This window comes from Shewanella sp. Shew256, assembly GCF_002196695.1.
Classification (GTDB): Bacteria; Pseudomonadota; Gammaproteobacteria; order Enterobacterales; family Shewanellaceae; genus Shewanella; species Shewanella mangrovisoli.
This window is the reverse complement of sequence record NZ_NAJR01000019.1, coordinates 30491-48548: the sequence shown is the minus strand read 5'-3', so window position 1 is coordinate 48548 and position 18058 is coordinate 30491. Positions and strand designations below refer to the sequence as shown.

Genomic DNA, 18058 nt, shown 5'->3' with positions numbered 1-18058 from the left:
ATCACAAATACTGTACATTAATACAGTATAGCTAATTATTGAAACATCGAAAATCCCGAAGATGATTTTTTGCGTAAAGAATACATGGAGGGAACAAATATTAAAAAGATAAGCACTCCATTACAGGGTTAGAAACTACTGCTTGGAAGTTGGGCCTACTACCATCGGGGTTGTAGGCCTCACTGTTTTGAAGAGTATTAGACAGGTGATTTATCGCGTGTAAGTCTCAAACACTCGGTCAATATCCAGCTTGAACGCATCAAGGTCAGGCATTTCTCCAGTATGCTCTACATACCCCCAGAAGAACTCAGCCACAACGTCGAATACCGCAAGCCCTGAGAACGCTTTACCCTCGGCATAGAGATCTTCACCTTTTAGCCAAAACGCTTCAGACAGCGCAAACAGCTCCATCACAAAGTCATCTTCCCCCATCCCCAACACATCACCAATGACTTGCTCGTTGGGGCTCGTCGTCAACACGGCATTGGTCAGATAGTAGTGGTACATAGCGACCTCTGCATGGTTGCGCGGTGCAGTTGGCGTAGTTGCTAGTTCGGTCATTTTTTCTGTCCCATTCAGTTGATGTAGGAACATTCTATTACGGCGGCCGATTCTGGCAAATTTCAGGATTTACCCTTCTATATCAGCACCATACAAGACATGAATGACGCAAATCACCACGGGAAACGGGAAACGATGTTTCCGTAAAAACATCGTTTCCATTGCAGAGTGTTGAATAACTGGCTACACTGGGATTTATCGATGTAAGTCATTAACTTTGAAGATGTTTGAGGCAAGCAAATGGAACAATTGGCAGTGAAACCGAAGGCAACTCTTGAGGAAGTGACTAAGCTCGCGAATGAAATGCTTAAAAACGGTGTCGAGCCAACGACACGTAACTTGAGCGTTCATCTGCAGGGCAGAACATCGTCGATCCAAGGGTTCTTGATTGAGTACAAAAATAATCTTGAGCATAGAAAAAATGCTATCGCGGAAGAGGTTGGAAGCCTTGCCGTAGCTAAGTTGCTGTCTCAAGAACTGTTGCTCATGATTGACCGTCGTAACGAATCGCTGACCGAGCAAGTTGCCCAGTTGACGCGAAACCTTGATGAAACGCTATCGCTGTTAAGTGACAGTGAAGATAAGTTAGAAAGCGTCTTGAATACTACGGCGGCTCAAGTTGCGGAGATTGAAACCAGCACCGCAGCCAAGGTCGAAAAGGCCCAATCCGCTGTAAGCCTGATAGAGCAACAACTGCGAGAGTTAAAGGCCACCAGCGAAAAGGCCATTGATGACGCAAGAAATCACGCTAAAGCCGAAGTATTAAAAGCAGAAGCATTAGTAGACGCAGCGAATGGGCGCGTTGCACAAGCAGAGACCGAATTAAGGGCATCTCGAGAGCAAATTAAATTACTCAGCATCGATGTTGCGAAGCGTGAACTAGAACAGCGAGAGTTAGAGCAAGCGAAGGCCACCATTGCAACTCTGCAGGCCACATTGTCAAAGCAGCAAGACCAGATCTCTTACACCACAGCGAACCTTGAGCGATTGACGCAGGACCGAACAGAATTAAAGGCTACAGAAGCCAAGCTAGGTAAGACTGCGGAAAATTTAACGGCAACCTTAGTATCGGTGCGCGGTGAATTAGCAGAGTCTCGAGCAAAACTAGCCGAAGTTAATGCAGAAAAGTTGGCATTTGAGCGTGATACGCAAAGACTTAATACAGATCTAAATAGTTATCGTCAGCAAGCAAACCAACTCGGAAGCCTCCAAGCTGAGCTTATTAGCGTCGAAAAACAACTGAATCAGGTGAAATTAGATCTATCTCAATCCGAGCGTGAACGGGAGATATTATCCCAAGCTCTAGCTGCCAACCGTGTGGCGGGCAGTCAGACCGAGAAAAAATAAGATATTTCGAAGGATGTTCGTGTTGGAGAGGAATAACTTTCATACTCCTTGTGGCTTACTTGGACAAGAATCAGTTAGTGCTTAGGCTCTAAAATTCGATTTTAGCATTACCATTAGTAATGAATATCCTCAGAAAGTGAGATTGTTATTTAATAAATGGGATGGACAAACGCAATGCATCGAAAAGGCCCAAACCTTAGGTAAATGCCTTGGACGTTTGCTTGTTCATCAATTAAGGAAAAATAAGCGGTTCGATTAAGGGACAAGCTCGTCACACGTGCAAAGCCTGCTTAAATGCAATCGTTCGACCATTGCTAAAGCGGCCAAGTTGAGCGGGCTTGGGTAGCCACAATTTTTTTATAGATGTTAGCTGCTGTATCCCAAAGTAGGTGAGAGTCGCAGTAACTTATAGGTGGATATGAATATAATAAGTATTCTAATTTATTAATCATAAACTTAGGTAAATATAAGTGCCGTATTAAATGTTAATAGGATGCCGTATTTATTCCTATTACTCTCACATTAAGCTATACTCGCGCTATTGTAGAGTAAGGAGGTTTAAATGGCCGCTGTTGACAGTATCTTTCAAAAGATAAAGCGTTCTAGACGCTACGTTTTCGAACGCAAAGACTTTGACGGCATTGCTAGCTATGACCAAATTGGCCGATCGCTTAATCAGTTAATGGATAGAGGCGAGATAATGAAGCTTGGCTATGGCTTATACACGAAAGCGCGAGTAAACAGCCTGACAGGACGTTTAATGCCGTCGTGTCCAGGTGGTAGCGATGCACTTATGCGTGAAATATTAAAAATGAAAGACATCGATTTCGAGATAGATAATCTGTCCTTACAAAGTCTTTCCGGTAAAAACACCCAAATCCCCTCATCCGTTCATTACTCATGGGATCAAAAACAGTTCAATCGCAAATTGGTTGTTGGTAACAGACTATTAACGCCAGCAAGTAGACCATGAAAAAACTGAAACAACAGTTCTTAGAGGTTTCCGATGCATTAGCGCTCGGAAACCCCGCCATTATTGAAAAAGATTATTGGGTGGTTGCTCTACTTTCTGAGCTTGAACAGTTAACGTTTGAAACTCATCAAATGGTGTTTTCCGGCGGCACCGCACTGGCTAAGTCCAATGTTAAAATACTTAGAATGTCTGAAGACGTGGACATAAAGCTGATCCCCACGCCGCAATTTCAACACCTTAGTCGCGGCAGGAAGAAACAGTACCGAAAAGCGTTAGCAGTAAAAATTGAAACAGCGATTATTGCATCGAACACATTTTCTATCGAAGCTAGATTAGTTCAGGATGAATATCGCTATGTGGAATATGAGCTTAAATATCCGCAACAATTTAGCCAGGCTCCTTGTCTACGCCCAATCATCAAGTTAGAACTGATGGAAACCATTCCACTGCTTGCGCTGGAAACGCGGGGCATCCAATCGTTAGTCGCAGAGCTTTATAAGCTGCCACAAGAAGTGAACGGATTCATCTGCGTATCAGTAAATACCACCTTGGTAGAGAAAGTGCTTTCCATGTTACGCCGCACAATGTCTGTTAAGCGTGATGCAGCCCGAAGCGATGACGTCACTTTAGTTAGGCATATTTACGACGTACACTGTATTCATGCAGCACAGGCCCTTGATAATGAATTACTTGCGCCCCTTTTTCGCGCCATATTAGCAGAAGATATTGCTCGCTTTGGCAACCAACATGCCGAATTCGTCATGGACCCAGCCAATGAGTTACGCCTTGGCTTACAGGAGATAGAAAGCAACCCACTCTTCAGGCAACGCTTTAATGATTTTGTTAAACCCATGGTGTTTAACTCGCAACCCCCCAATTTTGATACGTGCTTTATGTCCTTTAAACATATTGCGACCTCACTCATTCTGACTATTTAGAGCAAACATGAACAAACAACAACTGGCCGCAAAAATCTGGGAATCAGCAAACCAGATGCGCTCAAAAATCGAAGCTAACGAATACAAAGATTACATCTTAGGTTTCATTTTTTACAAGTACCTGAGCGACCAGTTAGTTCAGTTTGTCACCAAAGAGGGCATGACACCTGAAGACATTAAAGCCCTCAACGAAGAAGACGCGGACACGGTCAAGTACATTCAAGACAATCTAGGTTATTTCATCGCTTACGATAATTTGTTTGCTACTTGGGTTGATCCTGCATTCGACTTTGACGAGTCTAACGTGCGCGATGCGCTATCCGCCTTTAGCCGTTTGATTTCGCCTACCTACAAAAAATTGTTTGAAGGAATTTTCACCACACTCGAAACGGGTCTTAGCAAACTGGGTGAAAGCGCGGGTAAGCGCACAAAAGCCATTAGCGACCTACTACATTTAATCAAAAGTATCCCAATGAACGGTAAGCAAGGCTATGACGTTCTGGGTTACATCTACGAATACCTGATTGAAAAATTTGCCGCTAATGCCGGTAAAAAAGCCGGTGAGTTCTATACGCCGCATGAAGTCTCGGTATTGATGTCGCACATCATCGCCCATGAATTAAAACACAAAGATACCATCGAGATTTACGACCCAACGTCGGGCTCGGGTTCGTTACTGATCAATATTGGTGAAGCGGTCGAAAAATACGCCAAAAGCAAAGACAGCATTACCTATTATGCCCAAGAGCTAAAAGCGAATACCTACAACCTTACCCGTATGAACCTGATCATGCGCGGCATTAAAGCCAGCAATATCAAAACCCGTAACGGTGACACCTTAGAAGACGATTGGCCATACTTTGATGAAAATGATCCGCAAGGTACTTATCATGCGCTGTATGTGGATGCGGTCGTCTCCAACCCGCCTTACTCACAAGCCTGGGACCCAAGTTTTAAAGACAGCGATCCACGTTACTCGCGTTTTGGTCTTGCGCCCAAAACCAAAGCCGATTTTGCCTTTTTATTGCACGACCTTTACCACCTAAAACCCGATGGCATTATGACCATTGTCTTGCCCCACGGCGTACTCTTTAGAGGTGGTGAAGAAGGCGAAATTCGCAAGCAACTGATTGAGCAGAACCACATTGATGCCATTATCGGCTTACCAGCTAACATCTTTTTTGGTACTGGTATTCCTACCGTTATTTTGGTGCTCAAGCAGAAGCGTGGCTCTATTGACAAACCACAGAATGACGTATTAATTGTGGATGCCTCCAAGCACTTTGTTAAAGAAGGTAAAAACAATAAACTGCAAGCCAGTGACATCAAGCGCATTGTTGATGCGGTCATTAACCGCGACAGCATCGAAAAATTCTCACAAGTGGTGAGTAAGCAAACCTTGCGCGACAATGGCTACAACTTAAACATACCCCGTTATGTAGATTCGTCACCAGCGGCCGAAAGCTGGGATTTACACGCCACTATGCTCGGCGGCATCCCAAATAGCGAAATTGCGCAGTTACACCAATATTGGCAAGCATTCCCGCAATTGCATGATGCGCTGTTTGTGGCCAAGTCTGCCGCCTACAGTGAATTAGCCATTGCCAAACGAGACGTTAATGCAACCATTACCCAGCACTCACAAGTCATCGAGTTTATCAGCGCTTATAACCAAGCTTTCGATGGAATTAACGGTAATAACAGCTTTGATGACTATTTAAACAAAACGCTTATTCAAGGCTGGCAAACGGTTAACCGCAACCAGCAAGAGCCTGAATTAAGCACCGAATTATTTAATCGCTTAGCACCTATTGCCCTTATCGACAAATACCAAGCCTACCAATATTTAAACAACCAATGGCAATTGATTAGTGCTGATTTAGAAATGATGCAAACCGAAGGCTTTGCGGCCACGAAACAAGTTGACCCTAATATTGTCATTAAGAAAAAAGACGGCAAAGACACCGAAGTACAAGATGGTTGGAAAGGCCACATCATACCCTTTGATTTAGTACAACAAACCTACTTGAGCGATGACCTAGCGGCACTGGCACAACAAGAAAACCGCCTTGCCGAAATCGTAAGCCTTCTTGAGGAAATACTCGAATCACTAAGCGAAGAAGACAAAGAGCAAGACACGGTAAAAGAAAGCAAAGACGGCTTTGCCAATGCCGAAGTCGCCAAGGCGGCTAAAGCTTTCCTAAAAGAGCAAAAAGAGACCAAAGTTAAATTTGAAAAGGAAAGCTACGAAGCCAAGATAATTGAGGCCAATAAACTCATTGATGAAGACAAAGCCCTTAAAAAAGCAGTTAAAGAAGCACAAACCGCCCTGCACTTAAAAACCAAAACCACCATCGAAGGCTTAACCGATGAGCAAGTGAACGAATTGCTGCACCTAAAATGGATCATGCCATTAAGTCTTGAACTCGCTGCCATGCCAAGCGCCGTGATTACTCAGCTCACCAGCCAAGTACAAGCCCTTGCCGAAAAATATGCGGTGACCTATTCGCAAGTCGCGAATGAGATCAAAACCACCGAGATTGAGCTGGCCGACATGATGGGCGAACTTACCGGCAATGAGTTTGACCTACAAGGTTTGGCAGAACTCACCAACTTATTGAAGGGCGTATAAGATGAGAGTTGAAAAGAATGTGCCTGAGATTCGGTTTGAGGGGTTTAGTGGGGAGTGGGAGGAGAAAGTTTTAGAAGATATTTGCGACGTGAGGGATGGTACTCATGCATCACCGAAGTACCAACAAAACGGATTTCCCTTGGTTACATCAAAAAATGTTAAAAATGGGTACATCAATTATGACGATGTTCAATACATTTCTAAAATCGATTTCGATGAAATAAATAAGCGTTCTAAAGTTGATGTTAATGACATTTTAATAGGGATGATTGGCACTATAGGTAATATTGCTTTAATTAGACAGACTCCAGATTTCGCAATAAAGAATGTGGCTTTAATCAAAGATAAAAACGAAATGGATTTTTTATACAGCTATTATTTTTTGCAGTCGCCAATTACAACTCAGCAGTTGGATGATTTTGCTAGTGGTGGAACACAGAAATTTATTTCATTAAGTAATGTTCGCAGTTTATTAATATGCGTCCCTGAAAGGGAAGAACAAACCGCCATCGGCAATACTTTCCAAAAGCTCGACAGCCTAATCAACCAACACCAACAAAAGCATGACAAGCTCAGCAACATCAAAAAAGCCATGCTGGAAAAGATGTTTCCTAAACAAGGCGAAACCATGCCAGAAATACGTTTCAAAGGCTTTAGTGGGGAGTGGGAAGTTAAGCCTTTATCTGAGGTTGCAGAAGTTATCGATCCTCATCCAAGCCATAGAGCTCCTGATGCTGTGGAAAATGGAGTACCTTTCATTGGTATAGGTGATATATCGGATTCAGGTCTTGTTGATTTTAAAAATGTGAGGATTGTGCCTCTACATATCTACAATGAACATTCAGCCAGATACACAATCGAAAATGGTGATTTTGCCTACGGAAGGGTCGCTTCAGTAGGTAAGATTATTGATTTATCAAATAACGTAGGTAACAGATATACCTATTCACCTACAATGGCAATCGTCAAACCTAAGAGCTTGCGTCCTGCATTCTTAAAAAGTTATTTAGGAACAGATGTCTTTAAAGCTCATGTTGATAACAAGACTTCAGGCTCAACGCGTAAATCGCTTGGCGTACAAGATTTTAGGAATTTGCCGGTATTATTTCCTTTAGTCGATGAACAAACCGCAATTGGAAGCTACTTCCAAAAGCTCGATACGCTGGTTAACCAACACCAACAACAGATCACCAAACTCAATAACATCAAGCAGGCCTGCTTGAGCAAAATGTTTGTTTAGCAGGGAGCACAACCATGACCACCTTTAAAACCGAAGCACAATTTGAGCAGGCCTTTATCGAAGTGCTTACCCACAAGGGCTGGGAAAGCGAGATACTTAAAAACAAAACCGAAGCGGATTTACTGCAAAACTGGGCTAACATTTTATTTGAGAACAATCGCCAGCAAGACCGATTAAACGATGTGCCACTGACGGCAACGGAAATGCAGCAGATTATTGGGCAGATCAAAGAGTTAAAAACACCGCTTAAACTCAATGGTTTAATCAACGGCAAAACCGTGGCCATTAAACGCGACAACCCCGCCGACAAGTTGCATCTTGGCAAAGAAGTCAGCCTAAAAATCTATGACCGCCAAGAAATTGCGGCAGGCCAAAGCCGTTACCAAATTGTCCAGCAGCCGAAATTTGAACGCGGCAGCCCACTGCGTAATGACAGACGTGGTGATGTGCTGTTACTGATTAACGGTATGCCGGTCATTCATGTTGAACTTAAACGCAGTGGCGTGCCAGTTAGCCAAGCGGTTAACCAAATCGAAAAGTATTCCAAAGAAGGTATTTTTAGTGGGCTGTTTGCACTCATTCAAGTGTTTGTCGCCATGGAGCCTAATGAGGCCAAATACTTTGCTAACCCAGGGCTAGATGGCAAGTTTAATCCAGATTACCAATTCAATTGGGCCGATTTTAACAACGAGCCCATGAACCATTGGAAAGATATTGCCTCGACACTGTTATCCATTCCCATGGCGCACCAGTTGATTGGCTTTTACACCGTTGCCGATGATACCGATGGTGTGCTTAAAGTGATGCGCAGTTATCAATATTACGCCGCCAATGCGATATCGGATAAGGTAGCCAAAACCAATTGGCAACAACTGGGGAGCCCCAATAACCCAGACCGTTTGGGCGGCTATGTATGGCATACCACGGGCTCTGGAAAAACCATGACCAGCTTTAAATCGGCGCAGCTGATTGCCCAATCAAAAGATGCCGATAAAGTCATTTTTTTGATGGACAGAATTGAGCTTGGCACCCAGTCGCTGGCGGAATACCGTAATTTTGCAGGCGATGGTGAAGATGTACAAGCCACCGAAAATACCCATGTATTGGTAACCAAGTTAAAAAGCACGTCCCCAGCCGATACCCTCATTGTTAGCTCTATTCAAAAAATGAGTAATATTTTTGAAGACGTCTCCAGTGACAAAGAGCAGGATGAAGGCACTGCAACGCTTGTATCTACAAATACAGCAGATATTGAAAAAATCCGCGCTAAACGCTTGGTATTTATTATTGATGAGGCGCATCGTTCAACATTTGGCGACATGCTGATTGTTATTAAACGCACCTTTCCCCGCGCCTTGTTTTTTGGCTTTACCGGTACACCGATTCAGGAAGAAAACGAAAAAAGCGGTAATACCACTGCGACAGTATTTGGTAACGAGCTGCACCGCTACAGCATAGCCGATGGTATTCGCGATGGTAACGTACTCGGCTTTGATCCCTATAAAGTGCCTACTTTTAGGGATGGTGACTTAAGGCAGGCTGTCGCCCTAGAGCAAGCTAAGGCGGGATCTGTAGCGGAAGCAATGGATAATCCTGTCAAAAAGAAAAAATTTAATTATTTTATGAATGAAGTGCCTATGGCTGGCTACAAAGACGCTACAGGTAAATACCACAAAGGTATTGAAGATTACGTACCTAAAAGTCAGTACCTAAGCGAGACTCACCAAGCCAAAGTGGTAGAAGATATTCTGCACAAATGGGATGTGCTAAGCCAAGGCAATAAGTTTCATGCGATTTTGGCTACTAACAGTATTGCTGAAGCCATTGATTATTACCGTCTGCTAAAGGCTGCTAAGCCTGATTTAAAAGTATCAGCACTGTTTGATCCCAACATTGATAATGATGGCAGTGGCGACCGTGGGCCAACGTTTAAAGGTGATGGTCTGGATGAAATTATGTGTGACTATAATGCGCGTTATGGCCACGATTTTGATTTTGCCCGTCATGCAGCATTTAAGAAAGATCTAGCCGCACGCCTTGCTCACAAAAAACCTTATGAGCGTATTCATACCGATCCTACAAAACAGTTGGATTTATTAATTGTTGTAGACCAAATGCTCACTGGTTTTGACTCCAAGTGGCTGAATGTCTTGTATTTAGATAAGGTAATTAAATACCAAAATATCATCCAAGCCTTCTCTCGTACCAATCGATTGTTTGGCCCCGATAAGCCTCATGGTGTTATCCGTTACTATCGTTACCCGCATACGATGGAGCAACATATTAACGATGCGGTAAAACTATACTCTGGCGACAGACCCATTGGGTTATTTGTTGATAGGCTAGAAAGTAACTTAGAAGCAATGAATGAACTGTTCGGTGATATTACCGAGTTGTTCATTAGTGCCGGTGTGACAAATTTTGAAAAACTGCCAGAAGATGTTGAGGCGTGCGCAAAGTTTGCTGAACTATTTAAAGTATTTAACCAGCATCTAGAAGCCGCGAAGGTACAAGGTTTACATTGGGAGCAGTCGGTTTATACATTCACGACGGACGCTTCAACAGGCGAAAATGGCACTGAACATGAGGTTACTCTCGCCATTAATGAACAAACCTACCTGAGCCTTGCGCTGCGTTATAAAGAGCTCGCATCAAAAGGTGATGGTGGTGGTGCGGGTGGCGGAGATGTGCCTTTTGATATTAGTGGCTATTTGACGGAAATCGACACAGGAAAGATTGATGCCGACTATATGAATAGTCGCTTCGATAAATATTTAAAAGAGCTAAATCAGCATAATGATCAAGCCAGCATAGAACTTACGCTCAACGAACTGCACAAGTCATTTTCTTCACTGACGCAAGCTGAACAAAAATACGCCAAGCTTTTCTTACATGATTTACAACGCGGTGATGTACAGTTAATAGATGGCCACAGCTTTAGAGACTACATCAACGACTACAAAGACAACGCTGAAAATGCGCAATTAAATGCGCTAGTCAGTGCGTTGGGGTTAGATAAAAACCTACTCATTAACTTAATGAGCGACAGTGTTAATGAGAATAACCTGAACAATTTCGGCCGCTTTGATGCGCTTAAAAACACCGTTGATAAGGCAAAAGCTAAAGTTTATTTTGAAAAATTAGATGGCGTAACCATTCCACCTTTTAAGCTCAATATCCGAATCGATCAGTTTCTAAAACAGTTTATTTTTGCTCAGGCAGATGATCTTTTAAATGAAATTTATGAAGATGTTACTGAGATGATTTAATGCCTTACAATCCGGCCTTTAGTATTACCCAATCACACTTAAGCAGGTTGCAGAGATCAGTGAAACGATCGGTCGTTTAAGTGCGCGTATTGAACAGGCGCAGGCACTCCGGCTGCGTTGTGTCAACCGTATCCGTACGGTGCAAGGCTCGTTGGCGATTAAGGGCAACACCTCCTTAGGCGAGGCGTAAAACACCGTCAAAAGAGGTGCTTGAAGTAAAAACCGCATTACGAAAAGTAAGCCTAATCGGAGCATTCTGCGAACACTGAGTGAAGAGAGCTAGCAAGCTTTGGGGCATAAACGATTTAGAAAAGGCAGTACAGCGATGTGAGCGCTGCCTTTCAGTATGATCCTTTAATACTCAGTATCAAACTTAACTTGGTGAAAAGTATTACTCTCCAACAAGTTTGACCACGTTTACCCCCTTTGACACTGAGCTACCAGCGCCAGCGCCCGTGGTTCTTCTTTAGTGAAATATTTTAGATGATACGTTTTCATGATCCGGTGAAATCGCAAGATATACTGACACTGATTGGTGGGCGGTAACCACTCTGTGATCCCCGCCGCCCCTTTTTCTTTATTCAAACCCTTTTCGACTACCTGCAAATTTCTCACATCGTTTGCGAACATTTCACGCTGATAGCGATCCCAATATTTAGCGCCTCGGGCATGGGCATAGCCAAGCGGTACAGTGTGATCCACATCGAGCGCAAAGGCATCGAGATAGATTTGCCCCGTCCAAGGTGACACCCATCTTCCACGAGTCACGATTTTACCATCACGGCTAAAACTTGGTTTAACCGTGGATTGGGTTGCGAGTAAGTCGTGGCGCGTATTGAGACCATTGCCATCCAGATCGCTCCAATGCGGGTAATCTTCACGGTGATACTTCAGGTCGGCCGCAGCCAAACCGTTAGTAATGGACAAGGAAAGCATAAGTAATGCGAGTGAACTCAGCCTGGTCATACTAGGCGCCTTATTGGTTAAACAATGATTGAACAACAAATGGGTCCGGCTCAAGCTCAAAATCATCCCCCTTCATGGTAGCCGTGCCGCTTAGGCACACGATTTTGTGGCATGAATCGCAGATACCGATTCCACGATAGAGAATGTCACTCTCTACGAGATTAATACTGCCCCTGACTAATTCGTCTTTAAATTCTTCACCACACTTACACTCCATCTTAAACTCACTGACAATCTTTCCACTGCCTAGCGTTAGCGGGAATTGGCTCGCAAATGGCTGATGCTGTCCCATATACACTTTGACTTGCTTTGCGTTCACGTTGACCTCTCTTGATGTCCAATCACTCTGACAGATACTTCCAACGAAGCAATTTTTTACCTTTTAGAATAAGCTCCACATCGTACAAACCAGAGGCTCTTAAACCCGCCAACCCCTGTAATGTGTTCCCCATAATCTCTTTTGTCTGGTTCGATTTCACCACAGTCCCAATCGCCACGACTCTGCGCTGTAAGGCGCTAACTTTGCTCAGCACTTCATAGGCTGTCGGCATCTTGGCCAGCACTTCGATATTTGGCAAAGGAGCCATCACCGGCACCCGAATATCAACCGAGGGCAAATGACGTAGTGCAGCGAGTGAACGCCCTGCAGCTGCTTTACGTGCATTCAGACTTGGGGTTAACTCGGGCATTAACGGCTCCCCGTCCTCTGCCACGTCCAAAATGAGATAACCACTATTTGATTCCTCAAACATCGCAGACGTGAATTGCTCTTGGCCCACAAACCACGCAATCAATTTTGTGCAAACATGGAAGCTCTCACAGTGATGCGTGGTTAATACACTCACCTTGCCCTGCTCTTTAACCAGCGTAAAAATCTGGCTAGTTCCGCTCTCTACAATCCAATCACCGGCACAGATTTCCGGCACTGACTTCAGGATCTCTAATTGCTCACTCGCTTTGGTCGCTGGCAGCGGCAACGTCCCTTCTTGTAAGAAGTAAGCCCCTAACTGGATATAATGCTGAGTCCACACCGCGAATCGATTTTGAATGACCTCCCACACGGAGTTGTCGTCACGCGAGATCACTTCCAGCGCTTTCACGCCTTGATTCACCGAATTAGTGGCAATGGTTATCGAATCATGTTCAACATACGCCTCAACGGTGAAAGTAGATGTCACGTTAGACGCAATCGTGAAGGGTGTTTTTAAACGGGTTGTCGGCTTTACTTGTAATTCCATTTTTCGCCTCTTAAGCCGCTTCTGACCATGCTTTTTCGGAAAGTCTCACTGTTTTAGCTAAGATCATCCCTACAAAAAACTCATTCCAAGCTCTTGTGGCCACCTGACGATGTTCAAAGGTCGTCATGAGATCATCAAAGGTGAAATGTGTTACGCACACACCGCCACCAGCGAGCTCTGCTACACAATAGGCACCGCGGATATTTCCACGATTCTTGCTAAATGGGTCATATTGGTGGCGAGGTGGAGTAAAAGAGTCAATCCACTGAAAATCATCGGCTTCATACACAATCACAGGTCGTGCAGAACGGATGATCCCCGCCTTTGCCGCCGCGTCACGGTAACCACGGTATGTCCAGCACAGTTGCACCCCTAACCAACCACTATCGTAGTAAGCCCCTAACAGAATAGATGCCTGCTTGCGGTTCGGATTGAGGCTGATTTGTGCTTGTGTCAACTCAGTCATGACATCAAAAACGCTATGAATATTTACCCAGCCAATTTGGGATGGATTGAGCATTAACAGGCGCTGCAACTGAGCAAATAAAATGTTTAGCTCCGAGTACGGAAAATTGTTATTAGGGTATGCAGTATTAAATTCGACACAGAGATGTTGAACGTAGTGTGCGGCATCTGCCGAGGTGTATCTGGTACTCATAAAAACCTCTGGTTTAGTCAAATAGTGCATCGAAACGACATGCTGATGTTTCTACCACGCCAGCAGCCATAAACTTTGTTTTCTTGGTCGGTGCTTCAATTTTGCGGATTGGCCTTAACGCCTCACAATGCGCCGTAAGGGTGTTATAAAAGCCGTCAAATGCAGTGATCGCGACATGGTTTAATAGGCGCCAAAGCGCTTGCTTCTTTACCATTTCATCGACGTAGATTGATTGCCAAACCTCTGAGCCGTTCTCAGCTACAGATTCCAGTTCAATTTGGTCAATCTCAAAGGACACGTATTCGCCTGATGGCAATAGCGCTGAAGCAATACCGCCACGCAATTCGCCACGTTTAGGTGATAAGCCAACCAAGCTGACCAGTGGCATTCTGTCGTTAAAAACTCGAATAGAGTCCCCTTCTCGAATGGCCCATGCCTGATATGCTTGAATTTCACCCGATTGCAGCGCTAAATCCAGACCGCCGATATAGGTCAGTTTGGTTTCAATCTGACCTTCGTCATTCAGCGCCAAATACAGCAGATTTTCACCTGGGCTCCATGACAAGCCTGTCGCAGCGTAAACACTGAGCATGTAGGCTTCTAACTGGTCTCTGGGAAGGTCAAAACCCGATTCATCGATAACATACTGAATATGCATTTTTTCGATGTTTATCTCAGGAACGGTCACTTGCCGATTGTTGGCTATAGCTAACTGTATGTACTGACTCGCTTTCATAACGTAATCGCTTTGTTTTTACTGTTATGAGTATTAAGCCACACACTTTTTTTCTGGCAAATTTTTGGAATATTTCTTTATAAACAAGCCACTTGATTTGTGGTTGTCGCGGCGATCATGGTGTGCATCCATGAAAACTGGCTGACTGAACAGGCTTCAAATCCCACAATCTAACCTCTTTCACGACATAATTTCACCAGTCGTCCTCGGTCAATTAGGTACACAATTGCTGGTATTTTCGCTTCCGGCAAAAATTCTGAGATATAGGTCGCAGGGATTCGGTTGGACGTTAGATTTTCTAAAACGATGTAAAGGTCATTGATATGCAAAACTGACAGCATAGGTACTCCTTAACTACTCTCTGCCAAATTTGATTTTCTCGGAGGATGTCAGTTGGTTCCAACCTATCATTTTGGCCATGGGAAGGGGCTCTGCATCTACGAGATACTTACGCTGATTACGTTGTTCGGAGTTCACTTCATTGTCTTGGCCTGGCTTCTGTATAGTGGTAATGCTCGTGAGTGGAATAGTGCCAAAAATTGACTCTCTTTCGTAGAATAAGCAGCTTACGTGAGCCTTGCTGTCCTCTTTAATTCCGCCAGTGGTCTCAGCCATATACCCGTCAATAACGACAGCGCAGTCAGGGTAATCAGTAAACACGAGGCTGATTTTAAATTTTGTATCGTCGGCAAGGTAAGTGGTCACCCCATCGAATTGCACAGTCAAATTCGACTTGGCCACAGGATTGGCTGCAGCCAATGTGTCGAGTGAGCGAATAGAAACATTGACAGGATCAGTTAACAACGCGTTGTCTGCATTACTCGCCAGTTTGTACCACAAGATAAATCTATCGACACCGCCGGAATACATAAAATACGCAAGGGCAGATACCGACACCACGGAGACTATTACCGGATCAAGACCTCTCCGTTTGCGAGAGTTATCCGCGAGCGATTTGTTTTTTAGCTTGTTATTAAGCGAATCTAAAAAACTGAATTTGTTGGCTTTAATATTCTTAACCAATGATTCCAAAATCGTTGCGCCGCTGAATGCCATTCGAATGCTTCTCTAATAAATATCTCGTGTTATACTCGCCGATATTACACACTTTTTTAAACACAAACAACATGTCAACTATTGCAGATTTGAACGACACTTACTTAAGTAATGGCTATCGAGTACCCCAGCAGGAACTTGAGTTTTGTATTGCTAAAGCTGCTCGGCCTATCGACCCAGACTTATTACTCGCGGTACTGGTTGCTGAGGGCGGCAGACGTGGGGCGATTGTTCAGAATAAGAATGGTTCGTTTGATCTGGGCGTTGGTCAAATCAACACGATTCAGTATACGGAGACATGGTTTAAGTCGCGCTACCCTGATTGGCGTCAAGTGGCCCAGGATACGTGTACAGGCGTTGCTGCTGCCGCTGACGTATTGCTGCGCCGTATGTCAGAATTGAACGTAGGTCAGTCGGTGTGGGAGGCGGTTGGTCATTACAACTCTAAAACTGCCACGGTAAAAATCCAATACTTACAGAATGTAATGCAGATTTATACCAGACTTTCACAGAACAAGGGGACTGAATATCGTCCTTGGATGACCATTACCCACAAGCAAAAGCACTTCTTTACTTGGAGTAATAGAGAATCAGAGCGCTAATTGACTGCTCCCCTCCCTAAAGGAAGGGGATTCTTGTTTCAAGGCGTTATGCCCGAAGTTCATTAGAACAATCGGGACTTACTTACGCTCCACAAGCTAACACCGCTTGCCCAGCGGCTTTGATATTAATAGCGGCATTGGTATCACGGTCTAAGCGCGCTTCACACGCTGGACAAGTCCAATGCCTTATATGTAACGGTAGAGAATCAACTACGTGACCACAGCAATTACAACGCTTACTAGACGGATACCACTTGTCAATCTGGACAAGTGTTCTGCCGCGCCATTCTGCTTTGTACTCAAGATGCCTAACCATTTCGCCCCAATTGGCGTCACCAATGGCCTTAGCAAGTCGCGGATTCTTGACCATGTTTTTAACGCTCAAACTCTCACAGCTAATCACTTGGTTTTCGTTTATCAACGTAGTGGTGAGTTTGTGGGTAAAGTCGCGGCGGCAGTCGGCAATCTTCGCCTGAATGCGAGCAACTTTGATTCTGGCTTTGTGGAAGTTGGCAGTTCCTTTCTTCTTCTTGGAAAGGCGGCGTTGCGCCTGAGCCAATTTCTTCTCGTACTTTGCAGTATGGCGGGGATTGCCAGATTTAAACCCGTCAGCGGTAATCACAAGGTCGGTCAAACCCAAATCAATACCCGTTGTCTTTTTGGTAACAGGCAGTGGTTTAGGCTCGAAGCGGCAAAGCATAGACACGAAGTAGCGGCCTGCACTGTCTTTCGAGATAGTGACGGTAGTTGGTTCGCTAGGAAGTTCACGCGACCAGCGAATATCAAGCGGCTGTTTGGACTTGGCAATGTAGATATTGCCATCTTTGAACTTAAACGCCGACTTCGTGAATTCTGCGCTTTGCTTGCTGCGCTTCTTCTTAAAGGCTGGATACTTCGCCCTTCCTTCAAAGAAGTTCTTAAACGCAGTTTGTTGATGGCGCAAAGATTGTTGGAGCGGTACACACGACACGCTGTTAAGCCATTCAAACTCAGTTTGCTTCTTGAGTTCGGTCAGCTTAGAGCTTGCCGTGTTGTAGTTAACCTTTTTGCTTTCGTTGTAGAAAGCGTCGGTACGCCATTTAAGGATCGCGTTGTAAACGAAACGCACACAGCCGAAAGTCTGCGCAAGCAATTGAGCCTGTTCAGTCGTTGGGTAAAAGCGTTGTTTAATAGCGATCTCTTTCATAGTTCACAAGAATACAGTTGTTTTTGTGAAAGTAAAAATTAACATTAACCAATCGGGTAGTTTTTGCTCCTTCGGAGCAACCGCTATCCCTCCTCGCCCTAGAAGGACGGGGTTTCTCGCGGGATTTAGTTAAATAATTTAGACTGAAGACGTGATGTGATGCAGGCTATTTACTAAGTTAGTGATTAAAAATTTCAATTTTAGCAGACTTGCCCCACCCCAGAAATCAGCACAACTTGCGCACGTTACGACACCAGTGGCGAGTGATACACGAATAGAATCACGAATGTGCTTAGCTTTGAAATTCACCATTGCATTCCATTCCGGCGTACATTTCACCGAATCCGAGCTAAACATTAACGCTAAACGTAGCTCAGCCGCAGGGTATTCATCGTTCCAAAATTTTTCGTTGAAGTAATTACCGTTAACCCCGACTTCTAATCGAGTGTCACCGGCGACAAACTCAAGATGCGAGTCGTGCTGAATTACAAAGACTGAGCGATTCAGTAGTTGCTCCAACACAACAGTGATCATAGCTTTGACATCTTTTGGCGTCGCAGAATCAACAATCTCAGAAAGTCTTGAATCTCTGAGAGTTTTCTCTTCGCGAGCTCTAAACATCATCACTACGTTTTGCGCACCAGAACTTCCCATCT

16 protein-coding genes are annotated in these 18058 nt (G+C 44.3%); 7 read left to right on the top strand and 9 right to left on the bottom strand.

The genetic code is table 11. The features are described 5' to 3' along the window. Positions 1–210: 210 nt before the first annotated feature. A complete protein-coding gene (locus B5P39_RS22015; RefSeq protein WP_088212912.1) occupies positions 211–561 on the bottom strand; it encodes a hypothetical protein in 351 nt (116 codons plus the stop codon). A 240-nt stretch (positions 562–801) separates the two neighbouring features. Between B5P39_RS22015 and B5P39_RS22010 the strand changes: the two genes are divergently transcribed. The 6 genes from B5P39_RS22010 (at position 802) to B5P39_RS21985 (ending at position 10960) form a co-directional block, all read left to right on the top strand. After that, complete coding sequence (locus B5P39_RS22010; protein WP_088212911.1) at positions 802–1908, top strand: hypothetical protein; 1107 nt, start codon at positions 802–804, stop codon at positions 1906–1908. A 562-nt stretch (positions 1909–2470) separates the two neighbouring features. After that, the gene (locus tag B5P39_RS22005; protein ID WP_011711497.1) at positions 2471–2881 is read left to right on the top strand and encodes a DUF6088 family protein; all 411 of its coding nucleotides are present in this window, start codon (positions 2471–2473) and stop codon (positions 2879–2881) included. Then, positions 2878–3819 (top strand): nucleotidyl transferase AbiEii/AbiGii toxin family protein, encoded by a 942-nt coding sequence (locus B5P39_RS22000; protein ID WP_011711498.1) that lies wholly within the window; start codon positions 2878–2880, stop codon positions 3817–3819. The genes B5P39_RS22005 and B5P39_RS22000 overlap by 4 nt, the downstream gene beginning before the upstream one ends. A gap of 7 nt (positions 3820–3826) precedes the next feature. Next, on the top strand, positions 3827–6451 hold the full coding sequence (locus B5P39_RS21995; RefSeq protein ID WP_088212910.1) for a type I restriction-modification system subunit M: 2625 nt from the start codon (positions 3827–3829) through the stop codon (positions 6449–6451). Between the two features lies 1 nt (position 6452). Then, positions 6453–7691 (top strand): restriction endonuclease subunit S, encoded by a 1239-nt coding sequence (locus tag B5P39_RS21990; RefSeq protein ID WP_088212909.1) that lies wholly within the window; start codon positions 6453–6455, stop codon positions 7689–7691. A gap of 14 nt (positions 7692–7705) precedes the next feature. Beyond that, entirely contained in the window at positions 7706–10960 is a 3255-nt protein-coding gene (locus B5P39_RS21985) for a type I restriction endonuclease subunit R (RefSeq protein WP_088212908.1), read from the top strand. A gap of 417 nt (positions 10961–11377) precedes the next feature. On the opposite strand, the gene B5P39_RS21980 is transcribed toward B5P39_RS21985, so the two are convergent. The 6 genes from B5P39_RS21980 to B5P39_RS21955 all read right to left on the bottom strand — a co-directional run bounded on the left by B5P39_RS21980 (position 11378) and on the right by B5P39_RS21955 (position 15614). Next, positions 11378–11926: a GmrSD restriction endonuclease domain-containing protein gene (locus tag B5P39_RS21980; RefSeq protein ID WP_041413300.1), complete on the bottom strand. Its 549-nt coding sequence runs from the start codon at positions 11924–11926 to the stop codon at positions 11378–11380. 10 nt (positions 11927–11936) lie between these two features. After that, positions 11937–12245 (bottom strand): hypothetical protein, encoded by a 309-nt coding sequence (locus B5P39_RS21975; RefSeq protein ID WP_041413302.1) that lies wholly within the window; start codon positions 12243–12245, stop codon positions 11937–11939. 22 nt (positions 12246–12267) lie between these two features. Then, positions 12268–13164, bottom strand: coding sequence for a hypothetical protein (locus B5P39_RS21970; RefSeq protein ID WP_011711516.1), 897 nt, complete (start codon positions 13162–13164; stop codon positions 12268–12270). Between the two features lie 10 nt (positions 13165–13174). After that, positions 13175–13822, bottom strand: coding sequence for a recombinase RecT (locus B5P39_RS21965; protein WP_011711517.1), 648 nt, complete (start codon positions 13820–13822; stop codon positions 13175–13177). A 13-nt stretch (positions 13823–13835) separates the two neighbouring features. Further along, complete coding sequence (locus tag B5P39_RS21960) at positions 13836–14558, bottom strand: recombinase RecT (RefSeq protein ID WP_011711518.1); 723 nt, start codon at positions 14556–14558, stop codon at positions 13836–13838. Between the two features lie 354 nt (positions 14559–14912). Beyond that, positions 14913–15614, bottom strand: a complete 702-nt coding sequence (locus B5P39_RS21955) for a hypothetical protein (protein WP_088212907.1) — start codon at positions 15612–15614, stop codon at positions 14913–14915. Between the two features lie 71 nt (positions 15615–15685). On the opposite strand from B5P39_RS21955, the gene B5P39_RS21950 reads away from it, so the two are divergent. Beyond that, a complete protein-coding gene (locus tag B5P39_RS21950; protein WP_086903608.1) occupies positions 15686–16216 on the top strand; it encodes a lytic transglycosylase domain-containing protein in 531 nt (176 codons plus the stop codon). A gap of 82 nt (positions 16217–16298) precedes the next feature. Here the strand turns inward: B5P39_RS21950 and B5P39_RS21945 are convergent, their stop codons facing one another. Beyond that, entirely contained in the window at positions 16299–17402 is a 1104-nt protein-coding gene (locus tag B5P39_RS21945; RefSeq protein WP_088212906.1) for an RNA-guided endonuclease InsQ/TnpB family protein, read from the bottom strand. A 138-nt stretch (positions 17403–17540) separates the two neighbouring features. Further along, positions 17541–18056: a hypothetical protein gene (locus tag B5P39_RS21940; protein WP_088212905.1), complete on the bottom strand. Its 516-nt coding sequence runs from the start codon at positions 18054–18056 to the stop codon at positions 17541–17543. Positions 18057–18058: the final 2 nt, after the last annotated feature.